The sequence below is a fragment of the Neptunomonas sp. genome (genome assembly GCF_016744175.1).
In the GTDB taxonomy this organism is placed as follows: Bacteria; Pseudomonadota; Gammaproteobacteria; order Pseudomonadales; family Balneatricaceae; genus Neptunomonas.
In genome coordinates this window covers 1-20,398 of the sequence record NZ_JADGEV010000032.1, presented here as the reverse complement: position 1 = coordinate 20,398, position 20,398 = coordinate 1, and the positions used below count along the sequence as shown (strand labels likewise).

The following is a 20,398-nucleotide window of genomic DNA, read 5'->3' as shown; positions in this document are numbered from 1 at the left end:
TTCTGTATGAGTAGGATATATGCATTTATTCATACCACTATTTACGCTTCGTATGAGCTTTTTTGATAACAAAAGCAGGAGATTCAAGTGAAAAGTTTTCTGTTTTCTACGGAAGATGATCGTGGCGGTGTAATGCTATGCGACATCGATACATTAGAAGATGCGGTAACTTACCTCGGTAAGCGTTTTAATGGTGTTATTAGGGTTGAGCAAGGAAAAGATGTATGGACCACTGATGGTGGGTTCGTGTTTGTCGATAAACATCTGAATATTGATGATACTGAGGGGGTAATCTCTGAGGCGCAACCAGTAGGGTAGGGATAACCTATAAACAATACAGGGTAGACTCATGCTAAGGATTTATCACTCAAACGCGTTGGATACCCTGCGTGATGTGCTGGTGGAGATGATCAAAAGCGATCCTCAATCTGATCCATTTATTGCTGATCAAATTCTTGTTCAAAGCCCGGGCATGGCGCAGTGGTTAAAACTAGAGCTGGCTGACCGTTTGGGTATTGCCGCAAATATAGAATTTCCGCTGCCTGCTAGCTTTTTATGGAAGGTTTTCGTTGCCGCGCTAGATGATGTACCAGAGCGTTCTGCATACAATAAGGCTGCAATCACATGGGTCTTAATGAGAATACTTCCAGAGCATCTTAGTGATGATCAGTTCTCTATACTTAAACAGTACCTCAATCAAGATGATGAACCGCTGCGCCTTTATCATCTGTGCGCGCGCGTGGCTGATCTTTATGATCAGTACCTTGTGTATCGTCCTGACTGGATTGCTGCGTGGGAGCAGGGCGATGACCAACCTGCTAGTAGAGATGATCAGCGTTGGCAACCTATTTTATGGCGTGCCATTGTAGCGGATACAGATAGTCGAGAGTTACCGCATTGGCATCGAGCCAATATGTACGAAACATTTATTAGTGCACTTAACGACAAGCAAGCATCTCTTACCGGGTTGCCGCAACGAATTTTTGTTTTTGGTATTTCAGCGCTACCACAAAACTATATTGAAGCACTGGCAGCATTAGGGCAAAAAATTGATGTCCATTTGATGTTGGCTAACCCGTGCCGACATTATTGGGGAGATATTGTCGACCCCGGCTATTTGGCTAGGTTGAACCGTATGTGGCTATCCAAGGCTGAGGGAGGCCATAACCCCGCGGCGCTTGAACATTATCAAGTAGGACACCCATTATTAGCATCAATGGGTAAGCTGGGGCGGGACTACCTTCACCTTATACAGCAGATGGAGTTGCCAGAAGTTGGCTTGTTTAATGCGCCAGGCTATATGACGCTTTTGGGGGCGCTACAGACAGATATCTTAGATCTCAATAATCGAGGATCTGTTACTGATCAACCTAATAATGAACGCTCAACTCAAGACGCTACCGATTCTGATCTTTTACCATTGACCCTCTCTGAGAACGATAAAAGTATTCAGTTACATTGTTCTCACAGTGCATTGCGTGAAGTGGAAGTGTTACAAGATCAGTTATTAGCTATGTTCGAGGATGATGCGGAGCTGAAACCGCGCGATATTATTGTGATGATGCCTGATGTGGCGTATTACGCTCCGTACATAGATGCTGTTTTTGGTAACGCTGAACATAAACATTTTTTTCCTTACTCCATTTCTGACCGTTCTGCTGAGCAGGAAATTCCTTTGATAAGCAGCTTCCTGCAGCTTATTGGGATTAATAATAGTCGTTTTACTGTCTCTGAAGTCATTGAATTATTAGAGCTGCCTGCTACCTTGCGGCGTCTCGAATTGGAGCAGGAAGATTTTGAAAACATCCGTTACTGGATTAGTGAAACCGGTATTCATTGGGGATTAGATAAAACGTCTCGTGCAGATATAGGAGGCGCGTTTTTTGAGCAAAATAGTTGGCATTTTGGCATGGATCGCCTTTTTAGCGGTTATGCACTAGGTGAAACTGATACTGTTTGGAATGGCATTGCTCCTTATGAAGGGGTCGCCGGGTTGTCTGCCACGGCACTGGGACAGTTGTCATCTTTTTTAGCGTCTTTAAATGAATACCGTAATAGCTTTACCGGTGAGCATTTATTGGGCGACTGGATTGTTCAGATCCAGGAGGTGCTTAGTGCAATGTACTTGCCCGATGAACGTGACCATGAGGCTCTGGAGTTAATTTATCGAGCACTTGAGTCGTTACGGGAAACTTTTCAGGAAGTGGCGTATGAGCAAAAAATAGATGTCGCTATATTACGAGACTGCCTTCATGAGCAATTGACGAGCCAGCGATCGTCACAACGGTTTTTATCGGGCCAAATTAATTTTTGTACTCTCATGCCCATGCGAGCTATACCGTTTAAAGTTGTTTGCTTGCTCGGTATGAATGATAGTGACTACCCGCGTTCCTTGCCGCCGATGGGGTTTGATCTCATGGTTGATCACCCTCGCAAAGGAGACCGGTCACGCAGAGATGATGATCGTTATCTATTTCTTGAAGCTTTACTGTCTGCTCGTGAAGCACTCTATATTAGTTACGTTGGCCGATCGATCGCTGATAATTCTAAACGTGTGCCGTCGGTGCTAGTCAGTGAAGTATTGGAATTTTGTGATCAGGCATACCGAATAGAGGGACTAGATAGTTCCTCGAAGGGTGGCTCAGTTCAAGAACATATATTAATAGAGCACCCATTAACCGCTTACAGTCATGCTTATTTTGACGAAGCTGCTGATAGCTTATTTAGTTATAACGCTCGTTGGGCTATTCCTCAAAATATACAACCGAAAGTAGAAAGCTTTATTAAAGGGAAGTTATCTGAAGTTGAGTGTGATTTGCTTGAATTAGATGATTTGGTCGCTTTTTATCGACACCCCATTCAATATTTTTTCCAGAAAAGAATGCAGATTTATTTCCGTGATGATGAACTGGTGCTGTCAGATGAAGAGCCTTTTAGTTTGGAGCCATTGACTGATTACACCATGCGAAAATCATTATTACAGGCGGCTGTGCGTGGTGATGGTTTAGAAACAACAGCACAATATATCCGAAAGTCAGGAATACTCCCTGTTGGAAAAGCAGGTGATTTGGAGCTATCTAAAAGAGCTCATGATATCGACGACCTTTACGAAAAAATGAAGCCCTTGATGCAAGGGAAACCTCGTCGACTGGAAGTAAAGCTTGCGTTTGATCAGATAAAGCTTGGTTTACAATTACAAGGGTGGATTACTGATGCTTACTCAACTGGTGTATTGAAATATGATGTGTCCAAAGTCTCAGGAAGGCATCGCTTCATGACGTGGGTTCAACATTTAGCGAGTTGTGCCGCAGGTTTCTTTGAGCGTACGGTGTACCGCGGATTGAGTGAGCAGTTTAGCTTTAAGCCGCTGGCTGCTGATGTAGCACATGCGCAGTTAAGTGGCTTGATCCGTGTGTACTTAGAGGGGCAGCGTTTGCCGCTTAACTGGCTACCGGAGCCTGCTTGGAAATGGTTAAGCTTGCGTCAAAAGGACGAAGAAAAAGCACGAAAAGATGCTCAAATCCGTTTTGAAAGTGATCGTGGTGGAGACTGCAACAACCCATATGTGCGCAGGGTTTACCCAGAGTGGCGAATGGTAGCACCCGGCATCTTTGCATATTCCGAGCAACTATTTGGCGAAATGATGAACCACTTAGAAGTGGATAAAGATGACCATTAAACTTCTTGACCCGATTACACTTCCAATAAAAGGCCAATGTCTGATTGAAGCGAGTGCAGGTACGGGTAAAACGTACACTTTAGCGGCGTTATATTTGCGTCTGCTATTAGGGCTTGGCGCTGGAGTAAAGAGCGAAGTTGATGTGTTAGTCGATGAGTCCAGCAATCAAGAACTACAGACTCCTCTGGGCGTTGAGCAGATTTTGGTGGTAACGTTTACAGAAGCAGCCACCCAAGAACTGAGAGATCGAATTAGGCAGAGAATACGAGAAGCACGTAAAGCCTTTATGAGTGGAGAGACAGCTGATCCGTTATTGTCCCGTCTGTTGGAGCAGACTACACAGCATCAGGATAAAGCAAGGTTACTAGAGCTTGCTGCGGCTGAAATGGATCAGGCGGCAATTTTTACTATTCATGGTTTTTGCCAGCGTATGCTTAAACAGCATGCCTTTGAAAGTGGTGCTCTCTTTAATCAGGAGTTAACAACGGATGATGCTCCACTTATCCGCCAGGCACTTCTTGATTACTGGCGAGATGCTTTTTATCAGGCCCCTGATGATTTAGCTGCACTTATGCTGCAGCAGTTCAAAACACCTGAGATGTTACTGCCTGCCATTCGAGGGTTTTTAGCAATACCAGAGCTTGTACAGCAGCCTGACTATAGTCAGTTCGATCTTCAGCAAGGTTGGCAGGCTGAAAACAAGGCTCTAAATTCGTTTAAACAAGTCTGGCTAGAGTCTGTTTCAGATATAGCCCCTTTAATTGATGCTTCAGGTATTAATAAGAGGCGTTACAGTAAGCGTAACTTACCCAATTGGTTAGAAGCGGTGTCGGCTTATGCACAAGGTGAAATGGTACATGTACCTTGGGATAAGTTGAACTACTTTCGTAACTCAGTGATTACTGAAGATTGCCCTAAAGGCCCACCTCCTAGCCACCCCATCTTTCAGCAGGTTGATGTTTTATTTGATGTGCGTGTGCCCGTAAAAGCAGTAGTGACTTCTCAGGCCATTGGTGAAGTGAAACGACGTTTACAGGCAGAAAAAGCGCGTCACCAGCTACTGGCATTCGATGACCTGTTAACGCAATTAGCCTACGCATTACGTAAAAGTGATGGTAAGCGCTTGGCGGATGCTATTCGTAAACAGTATCCAATTGCTATGATTGATGAGTTTCAGGATACGGATCCGTTGCAATATGCAATCTTTAATCAAATCTATCCGGCAGCACCTTCTGCCTTACTGATGATTGGTGATCCTAAGCAATCTATTTATGCGTTTCGCGGGGCTGATATCTTTACTTATATGCAGGCGCGTAAGCAGGTTTCTGCTCATTACACACTGGATACCAACTGGCGCTCCTCAACGGCGATGGTTACGGCAGTGAATGCTTTATTTTCTTATGTGCAGTCTCCATTTATTTATGACCAGGATATTCCTTTTTATACGGCAAAGGCATCAGTTCAGGCTGATAAAACGCCTTTTACATGTAATGGGGACGTTCAATCATCGTTAAATTTTTGGCTGACAGAAGACGCTCTTAGTGTTGCTGATTATCTGAAGCGCTATGCATTGGGCTGTGCTCAGCATATAGGGTCTGTTTTATCTTCTGGGCTTTACCGGATAGGAGAGCGGCCTGTTCTGCCTGCAGATATTGCTGTGCTCGTTCGTGACCGTAAAGAAGCCAAAGAGATCCAGCAAGCATTACGTAGCTGTGGTGTGGATTCGGTTTTCTTATCGAGCCGTGAAAGTGTATTTAGTACTGTTGAGGCACGTGAACTCTTTTATATTTTACAAGCGATTGCTGAGCCTACAGACGAGCGCACGATGCGTACAGCATTGGCAACAGGGCTGTTCCATCTAGATATGTCGGAACTAGACCACTTATGCCAAAGTGAGTTGGAGTGGGAAGCGCTGGTGGAAGAGTTTCAGCAGTATCGTGAGCACTGGCAACGTTTAGGTGTTTTGCCCATGCTGCATAACATGTTGGCAACTCGAGGCTTATCTTGTCGAATACTTGCGGCTGTTGACGGTGAGCGTCGTTTGACTGACCTGCTACATCTAGGTGAATTGTTACAACAGGCGAGCCAAGAAGTAGAAGGTTTGATGGGTATTATTCGATGGTTAGCTGAACACCTCGCTAGTCCTAATCAAAACTCAGCAGAACAGCAACTGCATCTCGAAAGTGATCGTTCTCGCGTAACAATAATTACTATCCATAAATCTAAAGGGTTGGAGTATGAGTTAGTATATTTACCCTTTATTTGCCGGTATAGAGAAAGCACCTCATCGTTGTTCCATAATGAAGAAGGGCATACCGTTTTAAGTTTAGCGCCCGATGAGAATGTTGATGCTCAGGTTGAAAAAGAGCGTTTAGCCGAGGACTTGCGCTTACTCTATGTGGCGATCACACGTGCGGTGCATGCGTGCTATTTAGGAGTCAGCGATATTCGTTACCGTAATAGCAAGCAAGGAAAAACGGTGAGTAGTGCATTGGGCTATCTATTAATGGGGAAGGAGCCAGATATTACAATGGCCGTTGACTTATTTGCTGTTGATTATCCCGCATTGAATGTTCAGCCTGTTCCCGTGCCTATTCAAGACCAAGGGACGCAGGATCTTTTTTCTGATGAAGAGCCCGAGTCAAAAACACCTACTTCCAGAGAATTTTTGGGCTCAATTCAGCGGGATTGGCGTGTAACTAGTTATTCGGCACTGAGTCGGTTCCATACACGAGAACCCATTACTGAAGTGACATTAGATCTTGAAGTATTAGAAGAGCAAGATTCTATAGAAGAAGACTTAACAGGCGTGTTTAACATATTCACGTTTCACCGTGGTGCGACAGCCGGTACTTTTTTACATACCTTATTTGAAGAAATTGATTTTGTGAGTGTTACAGCTCTTGAACTTGATGAGGTGTTAGAGAAGCATTTGCTATTGAGTGGTTTTGAATCTGTATGGCAACCTGTTTTATCAGAGTTTGTATTGCAAACGCTCCAAGTTCCTCTGCTTCAGGCAGGCTGTTGCTTAAAGGATATTAACCTGCAGGATCGCTTGGTTGAGATGGAATTTGTATTACCTTTTACAAGAATTAGTGCGACTCAGTTAAATCAGTTATTGCGTCAGTATGATCCATTGGCTGTGCGTGCTGGAGAGCTGCAGTTTGAGGAATTACAAGGCATGCTAAAAGGCTATGTCGATCTAACCATGCGTCATGCGGGCAAATATTATATCGTCGATTATAAATCTAACCATTTGGGGTATAGCGCAGAGGATTATAATCAAGCGGCAATGGAGCAAGCGATGATAGAGCATCGATATGATTTACAATATGTTCTTTATACATTGGCGTTGCATCGATTGCTTAAAAATCGCTTACCAAATTATGACTATGAAACTGACATTGGCGGAGTTTACTATCTGTTTATTCGTGGAATGAATCTATCTGATACGCAGCAGGGCGTTTTTTATACTAAACCTGATTATGCTTTGATAGATGCTCTGGATAGGTTGTTTAACAAGGGTTGTGTATGAGATTACTTGAGGACCTACTTACACAGGGTTTTTTACGGCCATTGGATATCCATTTTTCTAATTGGCTTGTGCAACAAAAACCTCAGCTATCAAAAAATTTGGCCTTATTAGCGGCCCTTGTTAGTCAGCAATTGGGCGAAGGGCATGTCTGCATTAATCTAAAGAATTTAGAGACTATCTGGTCTGCTTGGCCTGTGGTTCTGCGCGAAGAAGCACTTCAGATCGTATCCTCACAACCTGTAGAAGAACTATTAGACAGTAAAATCTTAGGTAATGGTCAGCATTTAACGCCATTGGTCTTGGATAAGAGACGCTTATATCTTTATCGATATTGGCGCTATGAGTGCCAAGTAGCAAAAGATTTACTGCTTAGAGCTAAGTTAGTTGACGTTAATGCGGTCTTATTAAAAGAAAAGTTAGATGGTCTTTTTGGTGAAAATAGCATTGTTCAGAGTGAGCTAGGTGATTTTAAACCTGATGGGCAACGAATTGCAGCAGCTACCGCTGTTTTACAATCACTAGCTATTATTAGTGGCGGGCCCGGCACCGGAAAAACTACGACAATTACACGAATGTTAGCCATCTATCTGCAAATGCAAGTCCATAATAATCAAGATAGTGCCCCCGTTATTTGTTTAGCAGCGCCCACGGGGAAAGCTGCGGCACGCTTATCAGAATCGATCAGTATGGCGCGCGATTCACTTGCAGTGAGCGAGGGGATTAAAAAATTGATTCCTGATCAAGGAACGACATTACACCGCTTGTTAGGAGCTAGGCCGGGGCAGAGCACTTTTAAATATAATGCAGATAACCCGCTGCATCTTGATTTGCTGGTAGTTGATGAAGCGTCCATGATTGATTTGCCTCTTATGGCGAGTTTATTGGCAGCCTTGCCTGAGCATGCACGGCTTATTCTCATTGGAGATAAAGAGCAGTTAGCGTCAGTAGAGGCGGGGAGTGTCTTAGGAGATTTGTGCTCTATTCCTATAGGCTTAGTTGGCAGTGAGTCTATGGCTGCTTTGTTATATCAAACATGCCAGTTACCCGTTGCGAAGGCAACAAGAGTTCAGCCATTTGCGGATTCAGTTGCTTTCTTGAAACATAGTTACCGTTTCTCTAAAGACAGTGGTATCGGCGCTCTTGCTAGTGCTGTGAACATGGGAGACTCTGAGCAGCTTAAAACTGTTCTTGCCGCAGGGTATGAAGACTTACAGCGAATACCCGTATCTATAGGTGGTAATGATCAGTTGATCCAACATATGTTGGATAAGTACAAGAGATACTTGAGAGCTGTTGCTAGCGGCTTTGAGCCAACAGATGTACTGAAAGAGTTTTCAGCTTTTCGTATTCTGTGTGGCTTACGCAAAGGTACTTTTGGCGTTGAGGCTTTAAATAACAATTTTGAGAAAGAAGCACAAAGCCGTGGTCTTATCAGTTTGAATGGGCGCTGGTACCCTGGGCGCCCTGTTATGATTACACGTAATGACCGTTCTTTGCGTTTATATAATGGCGATATTGGGATTGCTTTAGAAGATGCAGAGACTCAACAGCTAAAGGTATGGTTTGAACAAGGAGGAGAGTTGGTTTCTTATTCAACGAGTCGGTTACCTCAGCATGAAACTGTGTTCGCTATGACGGTACATAAAAGCCAAGGTTCAGAGTTTGACGATGTAACTCTTGTTCTAGCCGAAGAAGCCAAGGTAATAAGACGTGAACTGGTATACACCGGAATTACCCGAGCAAAGAAACATTGTGCACTTTATGGCTCGTTGAAGACCATTATTTCTTCCATTGAAAAGCCGACCACAAGAATGAGTGGTCTTGCTGCAAGAGTCTGGGATACCCAATAGCAAAAAGATACCCCATTAACGCCATGAGGAGGTGTTTAGCGGCGACGTTTTGTCCGGTTGTCATCTGAGCGGATCTTAATCGGGCGCATCTCAGTGTTCCGTTTAGCTGTTAGTAAAATATTCCCTGCGTACACAGCGATGATGGCGATGGCAAGTGTGCTTAAAATAATCATATAGCTCTTCTCATTCATCAGTTCTTGTATATAACTGTAGACCCTAAAGGCCTAATTCGGCAACTTTGTTTGAAAATTCGGTGTAACCACCAATGTACTCCTGTCCTATAAATATCTGTGGAACAGTGACTACAGGCTTTCCAATCGTTTTCTCAAGATCAGCTTGGCTAATATTTTCTTGATGGATGTCTAAATATTTGAAGTTCAAATCTTTCATTTCACAAAGCTGCTTTGCTCTTTTGCAAAAACCACATCCTTCTTTACCGAAAATGGTGACACGTTCCATAGCTATATCCTGTTGTTGAGTATTGATAACATTATGAAACACTACATCAGTAATGTTTTCTAATTATATATGGCTATAGCATAGATAAGAAAAATTAATCATAAGGTGTCGTTATATCTTCCACAAAATCTGTGGATAACATTGTAGACATCCTCTTTGTTAATTAGTTTAACCGTTATATCTACTAATTATTCAATGTTGGTGAAAAAGTAAACAAATCTAATAGGTTAACAAGAATGATTGGTTGTTGAAAATGAGTATGTTGGTGCTAGGTATACTACGAATTGATCAGTACTCTAGACCTAATTCTTCAAGACTTTTTGTAAAGAATCCGTATAATTCGCGCCAATATGTCCCATGTGAATGACAAATTGTCACATTCATATGTTTTTAGTCGGCACGAAAATGCTGGGGCAGGCATCCGGTTGTTGATGAAACCAAAAGTTTCATTACAGTGTGGTTCCCGAGTGAATTGCTTATGAGAGCCAGTACTGCCAGGTGTGATTTTCAGATCCCATATTTATATTTGAAATGGTGAAGATCAAAATGATAGCAAAATCGGCAGATGTATTGTTAGTAGGTGCAGGTGCAATGAGCACTACCTTGGGTATGCTTTTGAAACAGCTTGACCCTAATATAAATATCGTAATGGTAGAGCGTTTGGGCCATGTTGCTCATGAGAGCACAGATGGTTGGAATAATGCCGGTACAGGGCATGCAGCCTATTGCGAACTTAATTATACGCCTCAACAAGCTGATGGTAGCATTGATACTCGTAAAGCTTTTGCCATCAATTCCGCGTTTGAAGTCAGCCTACAGTTTTGGTCTTACTTAGTTAAGCAAGGTGCTTTGCCAAAACCAGAAAACTTTATCCATGCTACGCCTCACCAGAGTTTTGTTTGGGGCGAAGATAATGTTGAATTTTTGCGTAAGCGTTATGAAGCGCTTAGTCAGTCCCCACAATTTTCCGACATGGAATATAGCGAAGATCCTCGTGTACTACGTGAATGGATGCCCCTGATTCTTGAAAACCGCGATCCTATGGAACCTATAGCAGGGACGCGAGTTCGTTATGGTGCAGATGTAGACTTTGGGTCATTAGCACGTAATATGTCGACACATCTTGAGCAGCAAGACAACTTTGAGCTAATGCTTAGCCATTCTGTAACAGATCTTGAGCAACAAGACGATGGGTTGTGGAATGTTGAGTTGAAAAACTCTAAAACAGGTGCTGAGCGAACGATTTCTTCTCGTTTTGTGTTTTTAGGGGCCGGTGGTGGTGCACTACCTTTGTTACAGTTATCAGGTATTGCTGAAGGCGATGGTTATGGTGGGTTCCCCGTTAGTGGCCAGTGGTTAGTGTGTAAAAAGCCTGCAATTGTTGATAAGCATTTGGCCAAAGTTTATGGTTTAGCACCTATTGGTGCCCCTCCAATGTCAGTCCCACATTTGGATACGCGTATTATTAGTGGGCAAAAAGCACTGTTGTTTGGGCCTTTCGCTGGCTTTACTACTAAATTCCTAAAGCAAGGTTCTATGCTTGATTTACCAAAAAGCCTCCGTATTAATAACCTAGTGTCAATGCTGTCTGTTGGTAAGAACAATATGGATCTTACACGTTATCTGATTAGCGAGGCGATGCAGTCTCACGAAGAACGTGTTGATTCGCTTCGTAACTTCTATCCTGATGCTCAGAATGATGACTGGGAATTGGCTGAAGCGGGCCAGCGAGTTCAGATTATTAAAAAGGATGAAGAGAAGGGCGGGAAGTTAGAATTTGGCACTGAGGTAATTACCTCGGCAGACCATACTTTAGCTGCTTTACTGGGTGCTTCTCCAGGTGCATCAACAGCAGTCAATACAATGATAGACATTGTTGGGAGCTGTTTCCCTGAGCGCATGGCTTCGCCAGAGTGGCAAAGTAAAATGAAGGAGATGGTTCCCTCTTTTGGAGAATCCCTACCCGATAATCCTGAGTTATTGAAAAGTGTACGCCAATATACACTTTCAACGTTGGAGCTTGATTAGCTTAGGTATTTTTTGCTGAATGCCGTACATAAAAAAAGCCGACAATAGTCGGCTTTTTTATGCTCAGAGTCTTATTGGCTAACTACAGCCAATCATCACGACGTTTTTTCTTTTTAGGTAAATAAGGTACCAGTAAACCTAATAAAACCCCTCCTAGAGCAACTAATCCACCATATGTAAACCAACGCATAAGATTGCTCTCATCCATATTGTCTATTTGGCGGTTTAAATCTTTAATTTCAGTATTCAGCTTAGTGAGTTGATCTGAATAGGTGCCATTTTCAGTTTTAAAGGTATCCAGCTCACCTCTAAGGGTTTGGATCTCAGTGGATTGCTCTTTTACAAGCACTTGGCTCGTATCTAATGCTGATTCAAGTTTAGGAACTCGAATTTGGATGCTGTCTCCATTATCAACATTATTTGCATCAACCCAGCCTGTTTTGCCTGATGATGTTCGAATCTGGATAAATTTTCCATCAGAACTTTTTCTGAGAATATTTATCGATGACCCACTTCGAACGCGACCAGAAATTTTGTACTGATTGCTAGGTCCGCCATGAACGAAAACAAAAACATCATCAGCGATATGACCTTTTTCTGCAAGAGCGGGCATTGTCGCTGAGATAAGTGCAGCAGCAAGTATATATTTCTTCATTATTCAGAGAGCCTTTGTCTCGGATGAATGTGTTGTATGAGTATCTCTGAGGAGAACCTATAGTAAACGATTTTGTATAAAATACGATTGAAAATCTAGATTAAAGTTCCTTTAAAGGTAGGTTTTTTAACTCTACAGCGGGATAATGCCGCCCTACTTGTATAAGGCCAATTAGACGAAGGAGTCATAGGTGGAAAAATTTCTCGATCCAAAGATGTTAATTAATATTCAGAATGAATACGTTTTACCTTGGGGTATTAATATTATAACGGCACTTGCTGTATTCATTGTCGGGCGAATTGTTATTGGCCTAGTAATGAGACTTGTTAAAAAGTTATTAAAAAAGTCCAAAATGGACAACATGTTAATTAACTTTGTATCGTCTATCTTAAGTTCTTTATTACTGCTTTTTGTCATTGTTGCATCTCTTGATCAGTTAGGTGTAAATACGTCTTCTTTGATTGCGATTGTGGGTGCCGCAGGCTTAGCGATTGGATTATCTTTGCAAGACTCTCTAAAGAATTTTGCAGCAGGAGTTTTACTGGTTGTGTTTCGTCCGTTTCGAGAAGGGGATTTTGTTGAAGCCGCAGGTGTTTCTGGAGTAGTAGAAAGCATTTCTATCTTTAGTACAGTGATGCGTACTGGTGATAATCGCGAAGTTATTGTGCCAAACGGGCCTATCTATAGTGGTGTGATTACAAACTATTCGAAACGTGATACCCGCCGTGTCGACATGGTGTTTGGTATAGGGTATGAAGCGAACCTCTTGCAAGCTAAACAGCTACTGGCAGAGATTCTTGCTGAGGATGAGCGTGTTTTACCAGAACCAGAAAGTGTTATCGCGGTTTCAGAGCTGGCAGACAGCAGTGTGAATTTTGTTGTGCGTCCTTGGGTCAAAACAGCTGATTATTGGAGTGTTCTTTGGGACACCAATGAAAAAGTTAAGTTGCGCTTTGATGAAGCGGGTATTTCTATTCCGTTTCCGCAAATGGATGTGCATGTACATAAGCAAAGCTGAATAGCTGGTACATAATTCAAAGGCGAATTTCGCGGTTATCATTATACGAATTATTTCATTGATGGGTTACGAGGTAGTTGAGTCAGTTGTCCTCGTAACTCTTCATTTTCCTGATTAGCCCGCTGTGCTTCCATTCTATACTTGAAGATTTCTTCATGACGATTTTCAAGCTTGGTTTCGAGCGTTGTGATCTCTTCTTGCTGGTTGTAAACCGTCTCTTCTAAGGTGTCGATTTGGGCTTGCAGGTCTGAAAGCATACCGAAACCATTGGGTAGTGAATCTTCAAAATCGTCATTTTTATTTTTGGCTAAGCTTTGTGTGCCTAACTCGTTCACAATGTGGCTATGTAGCGCTTTTAAGTCACCGGATTCACGTTCTGAATAACGGATAGTTTGTTCTAGTGCGCTATGCGCGCTTGCAGCACCAATGGAGCCTGCCAATAAGTGCTCTAACATGCGATGAAATTCAATAAGCTCAATAATTGTGATATGTGTCTGGCCATGTACTTGAAGGTCTTCTGCAATGGTATAGACAGACTCTTTTGCTTTATCTGTGGTGAGGTATTGCGAAAGTAAACTTTTAGCCTCTTCAATTTTTATGCTCAGCGTTATATAAGCATCTAATCCTGTTGGGCGTGCTTTGTGGCCAGATTTTAGCGGCTGTAACGCGGCCATAAACTCAGTAGTGAGGGTTCTTTCATCTTTATGGGGTTGGTAAATAAGAGAGCCAATAATATAAAAGCTAACGTTGAACAACAGAGTCCAGATAACACTATGGGTCAGAGGATGAAGCCCGTCGAGTCCTAAAAGAGCTTCAGGTTTTAATAGCTCAATACCCCACGGACCGTGGGTTAGAATCTCTGGATTTAGCCAGCCTTGTTTGATAAATGTAGGCAGACCTAATGTATAGCACCAGAGAAAAAAGCCTGCGAGTAAGCCTGCAAACGCACCTCCACTGTTAGCTTTTTGCCAAAACATCCCACCAAAAACTGCAGGTGCAAATTGTAAAATGGCAGCAAATGATAGTAGGCCGATGGCCACTAAGATGTAAGAATCACTGAATTCTCGTTCAAACCAATAGCTGCAAACAAGAATTAAACCAACCAACACCCAGCGGATTTGTAATAAATAGGCTCGTAATGGTTGGGCTGATGTAACCGATTCAATGACCGGTAATACTAGATGGTTAGAGACCATGGTTGCCAACGTCATAGTCGTAATAATGATCATGCCGGTAGCTGCTGAAAACCCTCCGATAAATGCAAACATGGTGAGGCCGTCATAGCCCGCTTGTTGTGGTAAAAGTAAGACAAAGAAGTCTGCTGATTCGGAGGGTAACCCGCTTAACAGGCCTGCGGCTGCTAGGGGGACAACAAATATATTTATAGCAATTATATAAAGAGGAAATAACCACATCGCAGTTTTTATGTGCTGTTGGTCAGTGTTCTCTATAACAGCTACATGGAATTGTCGGGGTAAAAGAAAGATGCCTGCAAAGCTTAATACAATGAGTGTTAGCCACATACTTGCGCTATTTTCAGTTGCGTCAAACTGCGTTATATGTGAAAGGTCAGCGTCGATAATGCGGGCATTAATATCTGCAAAGCCGTCGTAAAGAATAAAGCACACAAAAAGACCGACACAGGCAAAGGCCGCTAGCTTTACAATACTTTCAACGACCAGCGCTACAATCATTCCTTGATGGCGTTCTGTGGGGTCCAGCCTCCTTACACCAAACATTATGGTAAAAGCTGTCATTAACAGTGTGGCTAGAAGGCCACTATACTCCCAGCTCGAGCCTTGTTCATGTGTGATGATATCAAATGAGTTTGCAATGGCTTTTAGCTGTAATGCGATATAGGGAAGGATACCGATTAATGCAATGAGAGTTACTAACCCTGCAATACGCTGCGAACGTCGATACCGAGTTGATATGAAATCGGCAATGCTTGTGATACGGAACGTTTCTTTAATGGCGACCATTTTTCGTAGCGTGACCCACCAGAAGATAATCCCAATAAGTGCTCCTACGTATATACCCAAAAATAGTAAGCCTGAGGTGCTCGCAAAACCAACACTTCCATAAAATGTCCATGAAGTATGAAAGACAGCGAGGGATAGGGCGTAAATCCAAGGGCTTTTAAGCGGGGTTCCCGTTTTGGCAATTCTTCTTTCAACCAATAGAGCAACTACAAATAGCATTAGCATATAAAGAATAACAGTTGAGATGACAGCTAAGGGCGAAAACATCAAAATGTGCCTTTCAAAAAATGCTCTATTGTTGAAGGTAGTGCTTGCTTAAATATAGTCTGATTGTAGCGTGTTTTTATGAGAAGGCTTCAATACTATTTCTTTGTATGAAGCTCTGATTGCTCATTACTATGGCAACCACAGGCGGGGGGGACTTGGTCAATACCTCCTTCATGCCATGGGTGGCACTTAAGGATCCTACGACAGCCAAGTCCTAGTCCTTTGAATAGACCATGTGTTTCAATTGCTTCAAGCATGTAATGTGAGCAGCTAGGGTAGAAACGACAGTTACTACCCAAAAAAGGACTGATAGCATATTGGTAAATACGAATCAGGCCCGTTAAGATTGCAGTTATAGCTTTTTTAACCATTCATCTCTCGGTACAATTTTTTTCCGCACGTAAAAGAAAATCATCAAATTGATGGTCGATTTCACTATCTAGCTCCGCTCCACCGTAGGTTATTTCCACAGGAATAGTGCTGTCTGCAATCGTAATATCTCGATTAGTAACGGCTGTTTGAATCCGCTGAGTGACGATTTCTATTTGTGCTAGGGTTGCATCAATAAGGCAGATAACAAAGCTCTTATTATCTAACCTTGCAGCATAATCGGATTCTCTCAAAATGTCTTTCAAAGAGCGAGCTATGTTGATCAAAACATGATCACCCACCGCATAACCGTAGCTTTGGTTGATGTGGCGCATATTGTCGATGGTGACAACAAGAATTGATACTGAGTTTTTATAACGTTTAGATCGCGCAATGTCTTGAGCCCCCATTAAAAATAGCTGCTGTCTATTGAACAGGCCTGTTAAAGGGTCGTGTGTTGCTTGTGATTGAAGTGCGCTCTCTGTTTGTACTTGAGAGCTAATATCTTGAAAGAAGATGTATACCATCTCTTGAGAAAAAGTAAAGGTTGCTTCGTAATGTCGAATTCCTGCTCCGCTCATGAGTGACAAATGATGCCGGTGTGAGCTTTTCGATTCGATTGCTTGTTGAGTATGTTGTATTAAAGCACTCAGGCTTTCTTCTGATTGATTTAAGCTTTCAAAAACCAGGTTTGTGAGATCAGATACTTGCGTATGAAAGACATGACCGGCAGCTTCGTTGGCATATGCTATTTTCATATTATCAACAACGAGAATGGCATTCGGGTTGTACTCAACTAACGGGTTTGAAGAGTGCTCAGCTAATGTGGTGTCAATGCTCATATAAAATCCATGTGTTTGCTTTATGCTTCCATAATACGAGTTAATAAATGGAATGAACATATAAGAAGAAGTTGCTGGAGTTTATCTCCAGCAACTTGGGTTGTTATAAATTCTCTTCAGCGTACTCAGCTAGCCGTGAGCGGAAGATGCCTTCAAAGTGAACGTTGGCTGCACCATCAAAGCCTTTAAATCGTTCGACAATGTACGTTAGTCCTGATGTAAGAGGGGTCAAATAGTTGGAGTCGATCTGCGCCAAGTTACCCAAGCAGATCATCTTGGTTCCTTTACCTGAGCGTGTAAGGATCGTTTTTAGTTGCGATGGCGTTAAATTCTGAGCTTCATCAATGATGACAACCGCATCCTGAATGCTCCTTCCTCGAATAAAGTTTAAGGACTTGAACTGGATGTTGGCCTTTTCAATAGTATATTTTACACTGCTTAATGGGCGTTCATCACTTTCGTGCATCGCTTCCAAATTATCATTAATCGCACTCATCCACGGTGTCATTTTTTCCTCTTCAGTTCCAGGCAAAAAACCAATATCTTCTGCAACTGGCGGTGTTGAACGTGTAACAATAATTTTATTATAACGTTTATCTTCAATAACCATTTCGAGCGCACTAGCTAAGGCGATGAATGTTTTACCTGAGCCTGCTGCTCCATTCAGAATTGCTAAGTCAATGCTTGGATCTAAAACAGACTGCATAGCAAAGGCCTGAAAGATATTAATGGGTGAAATACCCCAGCAGGTTTGTTGCATTAAGTGTTCGTAGCCTAAATCAAGCAACACTATTTCATTGTCGTTAATGGCAACAACTCTGGCTGCAAAGTCTTTAGAATCATCAAAGATATATTCACTAATATATGCATCAGGTATTAAGGACTTATCAACATAGTGGAATGTACGGCCATTTTCCTGAACGCTTTTTACTTTATCTACCTTCTCCCAGAATGTTCCATCTAAATGAGTGTGGCCAGCGGGCAGTAAGTCAATATCAGATACCAATTGATCTGTACGATAATCTTCAACACGTTCAAGGCCTGCGCCTAATGCTTTTAAGCGCATGTTGATGTCTTTCGTGACGAGGACAACTTCCCGATGAGTTGTAGTAGATTGGAGGTGTAAAGCGCAATTGATAATGAGATTATCTTTTTTGTTGCTGGTTAAAAAGCCGGGTCGTGCGGTGAGTTCATGATCTGGGAAAATACTGAGCTTACCAAGCCTCTCTTCACGATCTTTTCCAGGGAGGGGGATTTGAACACCCTTAGTTATTTGTGATGGTGAAGTTGCGGTGGTTAAAATGTCATCAATAGCTCTAATAGCATAGCGTGCTTCTTGTGCGACGTTTTTTTTGCGATCCTTGATATCATCGAGTTCTTCAAGAACGGTCATTGGAATTGCTACATCTTGCTCTTTAAATTCGTATAGACATTTAGGGTCATGTAGCAGAACGTTAGTGTCGAGAATATAGAGTTTTGTTGCGCTCATGGCTCTATCCTTTTATAGCCGAAACAGAGAATGACAAACTTAATAGACCTTCAATATTCATGATAGTCTAATGTTCGGCGTTTGTGGTCAACTTTTCTGGAGAAGTACATGGGATATCAATCAGTTGTTATTCTAACGGGGGCGGGGATATCTGCTGAATCAGGAATTCGTACGTTTAGGGCGAGTGATGGGCTATGGGAAGATCACCATATAGAAGATGTGGCGACTCCTGAGGGTTTCCACCGAGACCCTGAGTTAGTGCATCGGTTTTATAATAGCCGGCGCGAGCAACTGTTGAGTGATGCCATTCAACCGAATGCAGCACATAAAGCACTTGTAAGATTGGAGGATAATTTTAAGGATAATTTTCTCCTTGTGACACAAAATGTTGATAATTTGCATGAGCGAGCAGGAAGTGAAGCGCTTATTCATATGCATGGCGAATTACTTAATGTGCGCTGTCGTCAGACAGGTTTCGTGTCTTCAGTTAGCCGTAATATTGGTCCTTTAGATAAGTGTGTTTGCTGCGGATTACAGGGGACATTACGGCCTGATATTGTTTGGTTTGGTGAGGAACCCATGCAAATGAATCAGATATATGCTGCTCTGAGTCAATGTGACTTATTTTTATCCATTGGCACTTCCGGTCATGTTTATCCAGCAGCGGGTTTTGTAGAAGTGGCTAATGAGGCCGGTGCCGATACGGTCGAAATTAATTTAGAGCCTTCACGTAAAGAATCTCATTTTAAAGCTCATTTTTACGGCCCAGCAAGTGAGCAGGTACCACACTTTGTTGATGAGTTACTAGGCTAAAATAAAGCATAGAAAATATAAGTTTTTGTTATTTATAGATATACCTGTAATAAAAAGTGAACTATGTTGATGTATAAAGAGCAGTGTTTGCTCCGATTTTATTTTTGAGGATGGGTGGCGTCTATGATCACTGAACATTTTATCAATGCAAGTGTAACGCCCTTGGAGAGCATGGATACTCTCTCTCCACATGAGGTTGCTAAATTACAAGATATGAGCCAAGGAGGTTTATATCGCTTATTTCGCCAGTGTTGTTTGGCGGTATTAAATACGGGAAGTGAACTGGATAGTACTCGCACTGTGCTACATCGCTTTCGTGAGTTCGATATTCGTATTAAACATAAACACAGAGGTGTTCAACTAGAGCTGATTAATGCGCCAGCTTCTGCGTTTGTTGATGGGGAGATTATACAAGGTATTCGTGAGCATCTTTTTACGGTGCTTCGTGACCTGTTATATGTAGGCGATGAGCTTGATCAGTGTTGTGATGGTTTAACTGAGTCTGAGCGCATAACCAATACAGTATTTCATATTTTACGTCATGCTTCGGCCATGAGGCCGCATATTAAGCCCAATTTAGTGGTGTGTTGGGGAGGGCATTCAATTCAGCGTGCCGAATATGACTATACCAAAGAAGTAGGCTATGAACTGGGCTTACGATCCTTTGATATTTGTACGGGATGTGGTCCTGGTGCAATGAAAGGTCCTATGAAAGGGGCAACCATAGCGCATGCAAAGCAACGTAAAGAAAGACCGCGTTATATTGGACTAACAGAGCCGGGAATTATTGCCGCTGAGTCGCCTAATCCCATTGTCAATGAACTGGTTACATTACCGGATATAGAGAAGCGACTTGAGGCTTTTGTTCGATTAGGCCACGGTATCATCGTCTTTCCTGGGGGCGCGGGTACAGCAGAAGAAATTCTCTATATGTTAGGGATTCTGCTGCATCCTAAAAATAGGAATGTTCCTTTCCCTCTTGTATTTACAGGCCCTGCGGGTAGTGAGGCGTATTTTGAAACGGTGGACCGTTTCATTAAGGCCACAATAGGGGAGCGTGCTGCAGAGCGGTATGAGATTGTAGTAGGGGATCCTCATGGTGTTGCTGTAAAAATCAGTGAGGGGTTAGATAAGGTGCTCGCCTATCGTAAGAAAACCGACGAGTCTTACCATTACAACTGGCAGTTATATATACCTCATGAATTTCAGCAACCTTTTGAGCCTACACATGAAGAAATGGCGCAATTAAACCTTAGGCAAGGCCAGCCAGATTATATTTTGGCAGCTCAGCTTAGGAAGGCGCTCTCTGGTGTGGTGGCCGGTAATGTAAAAGAACCAGGCGTATTGGCTATTGAGGAACATGGTCCTTTTGAGTTGGCAGGGGATACAGATATTATGCAGTCACTGGATCA

General features: G+C 42.5%; 14 protein-coding genes. 8 read left to right on the top strand and 6 right to left on the bottom strand.

Annotated elements, in window-relative coordinates:
- Positions 1-87: 87 nt before the first annotated feature.
- Genes QZZ55_RS14050 through recD form a run of 4 tightly spaced genes read left to right on the top strand, consistent with a single transcriptional unit; the run spans position 88 to position 9,064 of the window.
- Positions 88-318: a hypothetical protein gene (locus QZZ55_RS14050; RefSeq protein WP_293267967.1), complete on the top strand. Its 231-nt coding sequence runs from the start codon at positions 88-90 to the stop codon at positions 316-318.
- A 31-nt stretch (positions 319-349) separates the two neighbouring features.
- Positions 350-3,679: an exodeoxyribonuclease V subunit gamma gene (recC, locus tag QZZ55_RS14045; RefSeq protein ID WP_293267966.1), complete on the top strand. Its 3,330-nt coding sequence runs from the start codon at positions 350-352 to the stop codon at positions 3,677-3,679.
- A complete protein-coding gene (gene recB, locus QZZ55_RS14040; RefSeq protein ID WP_293267965.1) occupies positions 3,669-7,214 on the top strand; it encodes an exodeoxyribonuclease V subunit beta in 3,546 nt (1,181 codons plus the stop codon). The genes recC and recB overlap by 11 nt, the downstream gene beginning before the upstream one ends.
- The gene (gene recD / locus QZZ55_RS14035; RefSeq protein ID WP_293267964.1) at positions 7,211-9,064 is read left to right on the top strand and encodes an exodeoxyribonuclease V subunit alpha; all 1,854 of its coding nucleotides are present in this window, start codon (positions 7,211-7,213) and stop codon (positions 9,062-9,064) included. Before recB ends, recD begins: the two co-directional genes overlap by 4 nt.
- 216 nt (positions 9,065-9,280) lie before the next feature.
- Here the strand turns inward: recD and QZZ55_RS14030 are convergent, their stop codons facing one another.
- The gene (locus QZZ55_RS14030) at positions 9,281-9,523 is read right to left on the bottom strand and encodes a GrxA family glutaredoxin (protein WP_293267963.1); all 243 of its coding nucleotides are present in this window, start codon (positions 9,521-9,523) and stop codon (positions 9,281-9,283) included.
- Positions 9,524-10,069: 546 nt separating this feature from the next.
- Here QZZ55_RS14030 and mqo point away from each other — a divergent pair.
- A complete protein-coding gene (mqo, locus tag QZZ55_RS14025) occupies positions 10,070-11,551 on the top strand; it encodes a malate dehydrogenase (quinone) (RefSeq protein ID WP_293267962.1) in 1,482 nt (493 codons plus the stop codon).
- Positions 11,552-11,633: 82 nt separating this feature from the next.
- Here mqo and QZZ55_RS14020 read toward each other — a convergent pair whose 3' ends face one another.
- A complete protein-coding gene (locus QZZ55_RS14020; protein ID WP_293267961.1) occupies positions 11,634-12,206 on the bottom strand; it encodes a TIGR04211 family SH3 domain-containing protein in 573 nt (190 codons plus the stop codon).
- Positions 12,207-12,420: 214 nt separating this feature from the next.
- On the opposite strand from QZZ55_RS14020, the gene QZZ55_RS14015 reads away from it, so the two are divergent.
- Positions 12,421-13,224 (top strand): mechanosensitive ion channel domain-containing protein, encoded by an 804-nt coding sequence (locus QZZ55_RS14015; protein WP_293267992.1) that lies wholly within the window; start codon positions 12,421-12,423, stop codon positions 13,222-13,224.
- A 50-nt stretch (positions 13,225-13,274) separates the two neighbouring features.
- Here QZZ55_RS14015 and QZZ55_RS14010 read toward each other — a convergent pair whose 3' ends face one another.
- The 4 genes from QZZ55_RS14010 to QZZ55_RS13995 form a co-directional block, all read right to left on the bottom strand.
- Entirely contained in the window at positions 13,275-15,473 is a 2,199-nt protein-coding gene (locus QZZ55_RS14010) for a hypothetical protein (protein WP_293267960.1), read from the bottom strand.
- A 95-nt stretch (positions 15,474-15,568) separates the two neighbouring features.
- On the bottom strand, positions 15,569-15,844 hold the full coding sequence (yidD, locus tag QZZ55_RS14005) for a membrane protein insertion efficiency factor YidD (protein WP_293267959.1): 276 nt from the start codon (positions 15,842-15,844) through the stop codon (positions 15,569-15,571).
- Positions 15,845-16,684, bottom strand: a complete 840-nt coding sequence (locus QZZ55_RS14000) for a GGDEF domain-containing protein (RefSeq protein ID WP_293267958.1) — start codon at positions 16,682-16,684, stop codon at positions 15,845-15,847.
- Positions 16,685-16,787: 103 nt separating this feature from the next.
- The gene (locus QZZ55_RS13995) at positions 16,788-18,173 is read right to left on the bottom strand and encodes a PhoH family protein (protein WP_293267957.1); all 1,386 of its coding nucleotides are present in this window, start codon (positions 18,171-18,173) and stop codon (positions 16,788-16,790) included.
- A gap of 108 nt (positions 18,174-18,281) precedes the next feature.
- Here QZZ55_RS13995 and cobB point away from each other — a divergent pair, with 108 nt between their 5' ends.
- Entirely contained in the window at positions 18,282-18,986 is a 705-nt protein-coding gene (gene cobB / locus QZZ55_RS13990) for a Sir2 family NAD+-dependent deacetylase (protein ID WP_293267956.1), read from the top strand.
- A 123-nt stretch (positions 18,987-19,109) separates the two neighbouring features.
- Positions 19,110-20,398: nucleotide 5'-monophosphate nucleosidase PpnN (ppnN, locus tag QZZ55_RS13985; protein WP_293267955.1), on the top strand; the 1,289-nt coding region annotated here is incomplete at its 3' end.

Bases quoted from the DNA above. Each gene is read 5' to 3' on its own strand.
- QZZ55_RS14020 (WP_293267961.1), bottom strand. From the start codon at position 12,206: ATGAAGAAATATATACTTGCTGCTGCACTTATCTCAGCGACAATGCCC.
- QZZ55_RS14010 (WP_293267960.1), bottom strand. From the start codon at position 15,473: ATGTTTTCGCCCTTAGCTGTCATCTCAACTGTTATTCTTTATATGCTA.
- recC (WP_293267966.1), top strand. From the start codon at position 350: ATGCTAAGGATTTATCACTCAAACGCGTTGGATACCCTGCGTGATGTG.
- QZZ55_RS14015 (WP_293267992.1), top strand. From the start codon at position 12,421: ATGTTAATTAATATTCAGAATGAATACGTTTTACCTTGGGGTATTAAT.
- recD (WP_293267964.1), top strand. From the start codon at position 7,211: ATGAGATTACTTGAGGACCTACTTACACAGGGTTTTTTACGGCCATTG.
- QZZ55_RS14030 (WP_293267963.1), bottom strand. From the start codon at position 9,523: ATGGAACGTGTCACCATTTTCGGTAAAGAAGGATGTGGTTTTTGCAAA.
- yidD (WP_293267959.1), bottom strand. From the start codon at position 15,844: ATGGTTAAAAAAGCTATAACTGCAATCTTAACGGGCCTGATTCGTATT.
- QZZ55_RS13995 (WP_293267957.1), bottom strand. From the start codon at position 18,173: ATGAGCGCAACAAAACTCTATATTCTCGACACTAACGTTCTGCTACAT.
- QZZ55_RS14000 (WP_293267958.1), bottom strand. From the start codon at position 16,684: ATGAGCATTGACACCACATTAGCTGAGCACTCTTCAAACCCGTTAGTT.
- recB (WP_293267965.1), top strand. From the start codon at position 3,669: ATGACCATTAAACTTCTTGACCCGATTACACTTCCAATAAAAGGCCAA.
- cobB (WP_293267956.1), top strand. From the start codon at position 18,282: ATGGGATATCAATCAGTTGTTATTCTAACGGGGGCGGGGATATCTGCT.
- mqo (WP_293267962.1), top strand. From the start codon at position 10,070: ATGATAGCAAAATCGGCAGATGTATTGTTAGTAGGTGCAGGTGCAATG.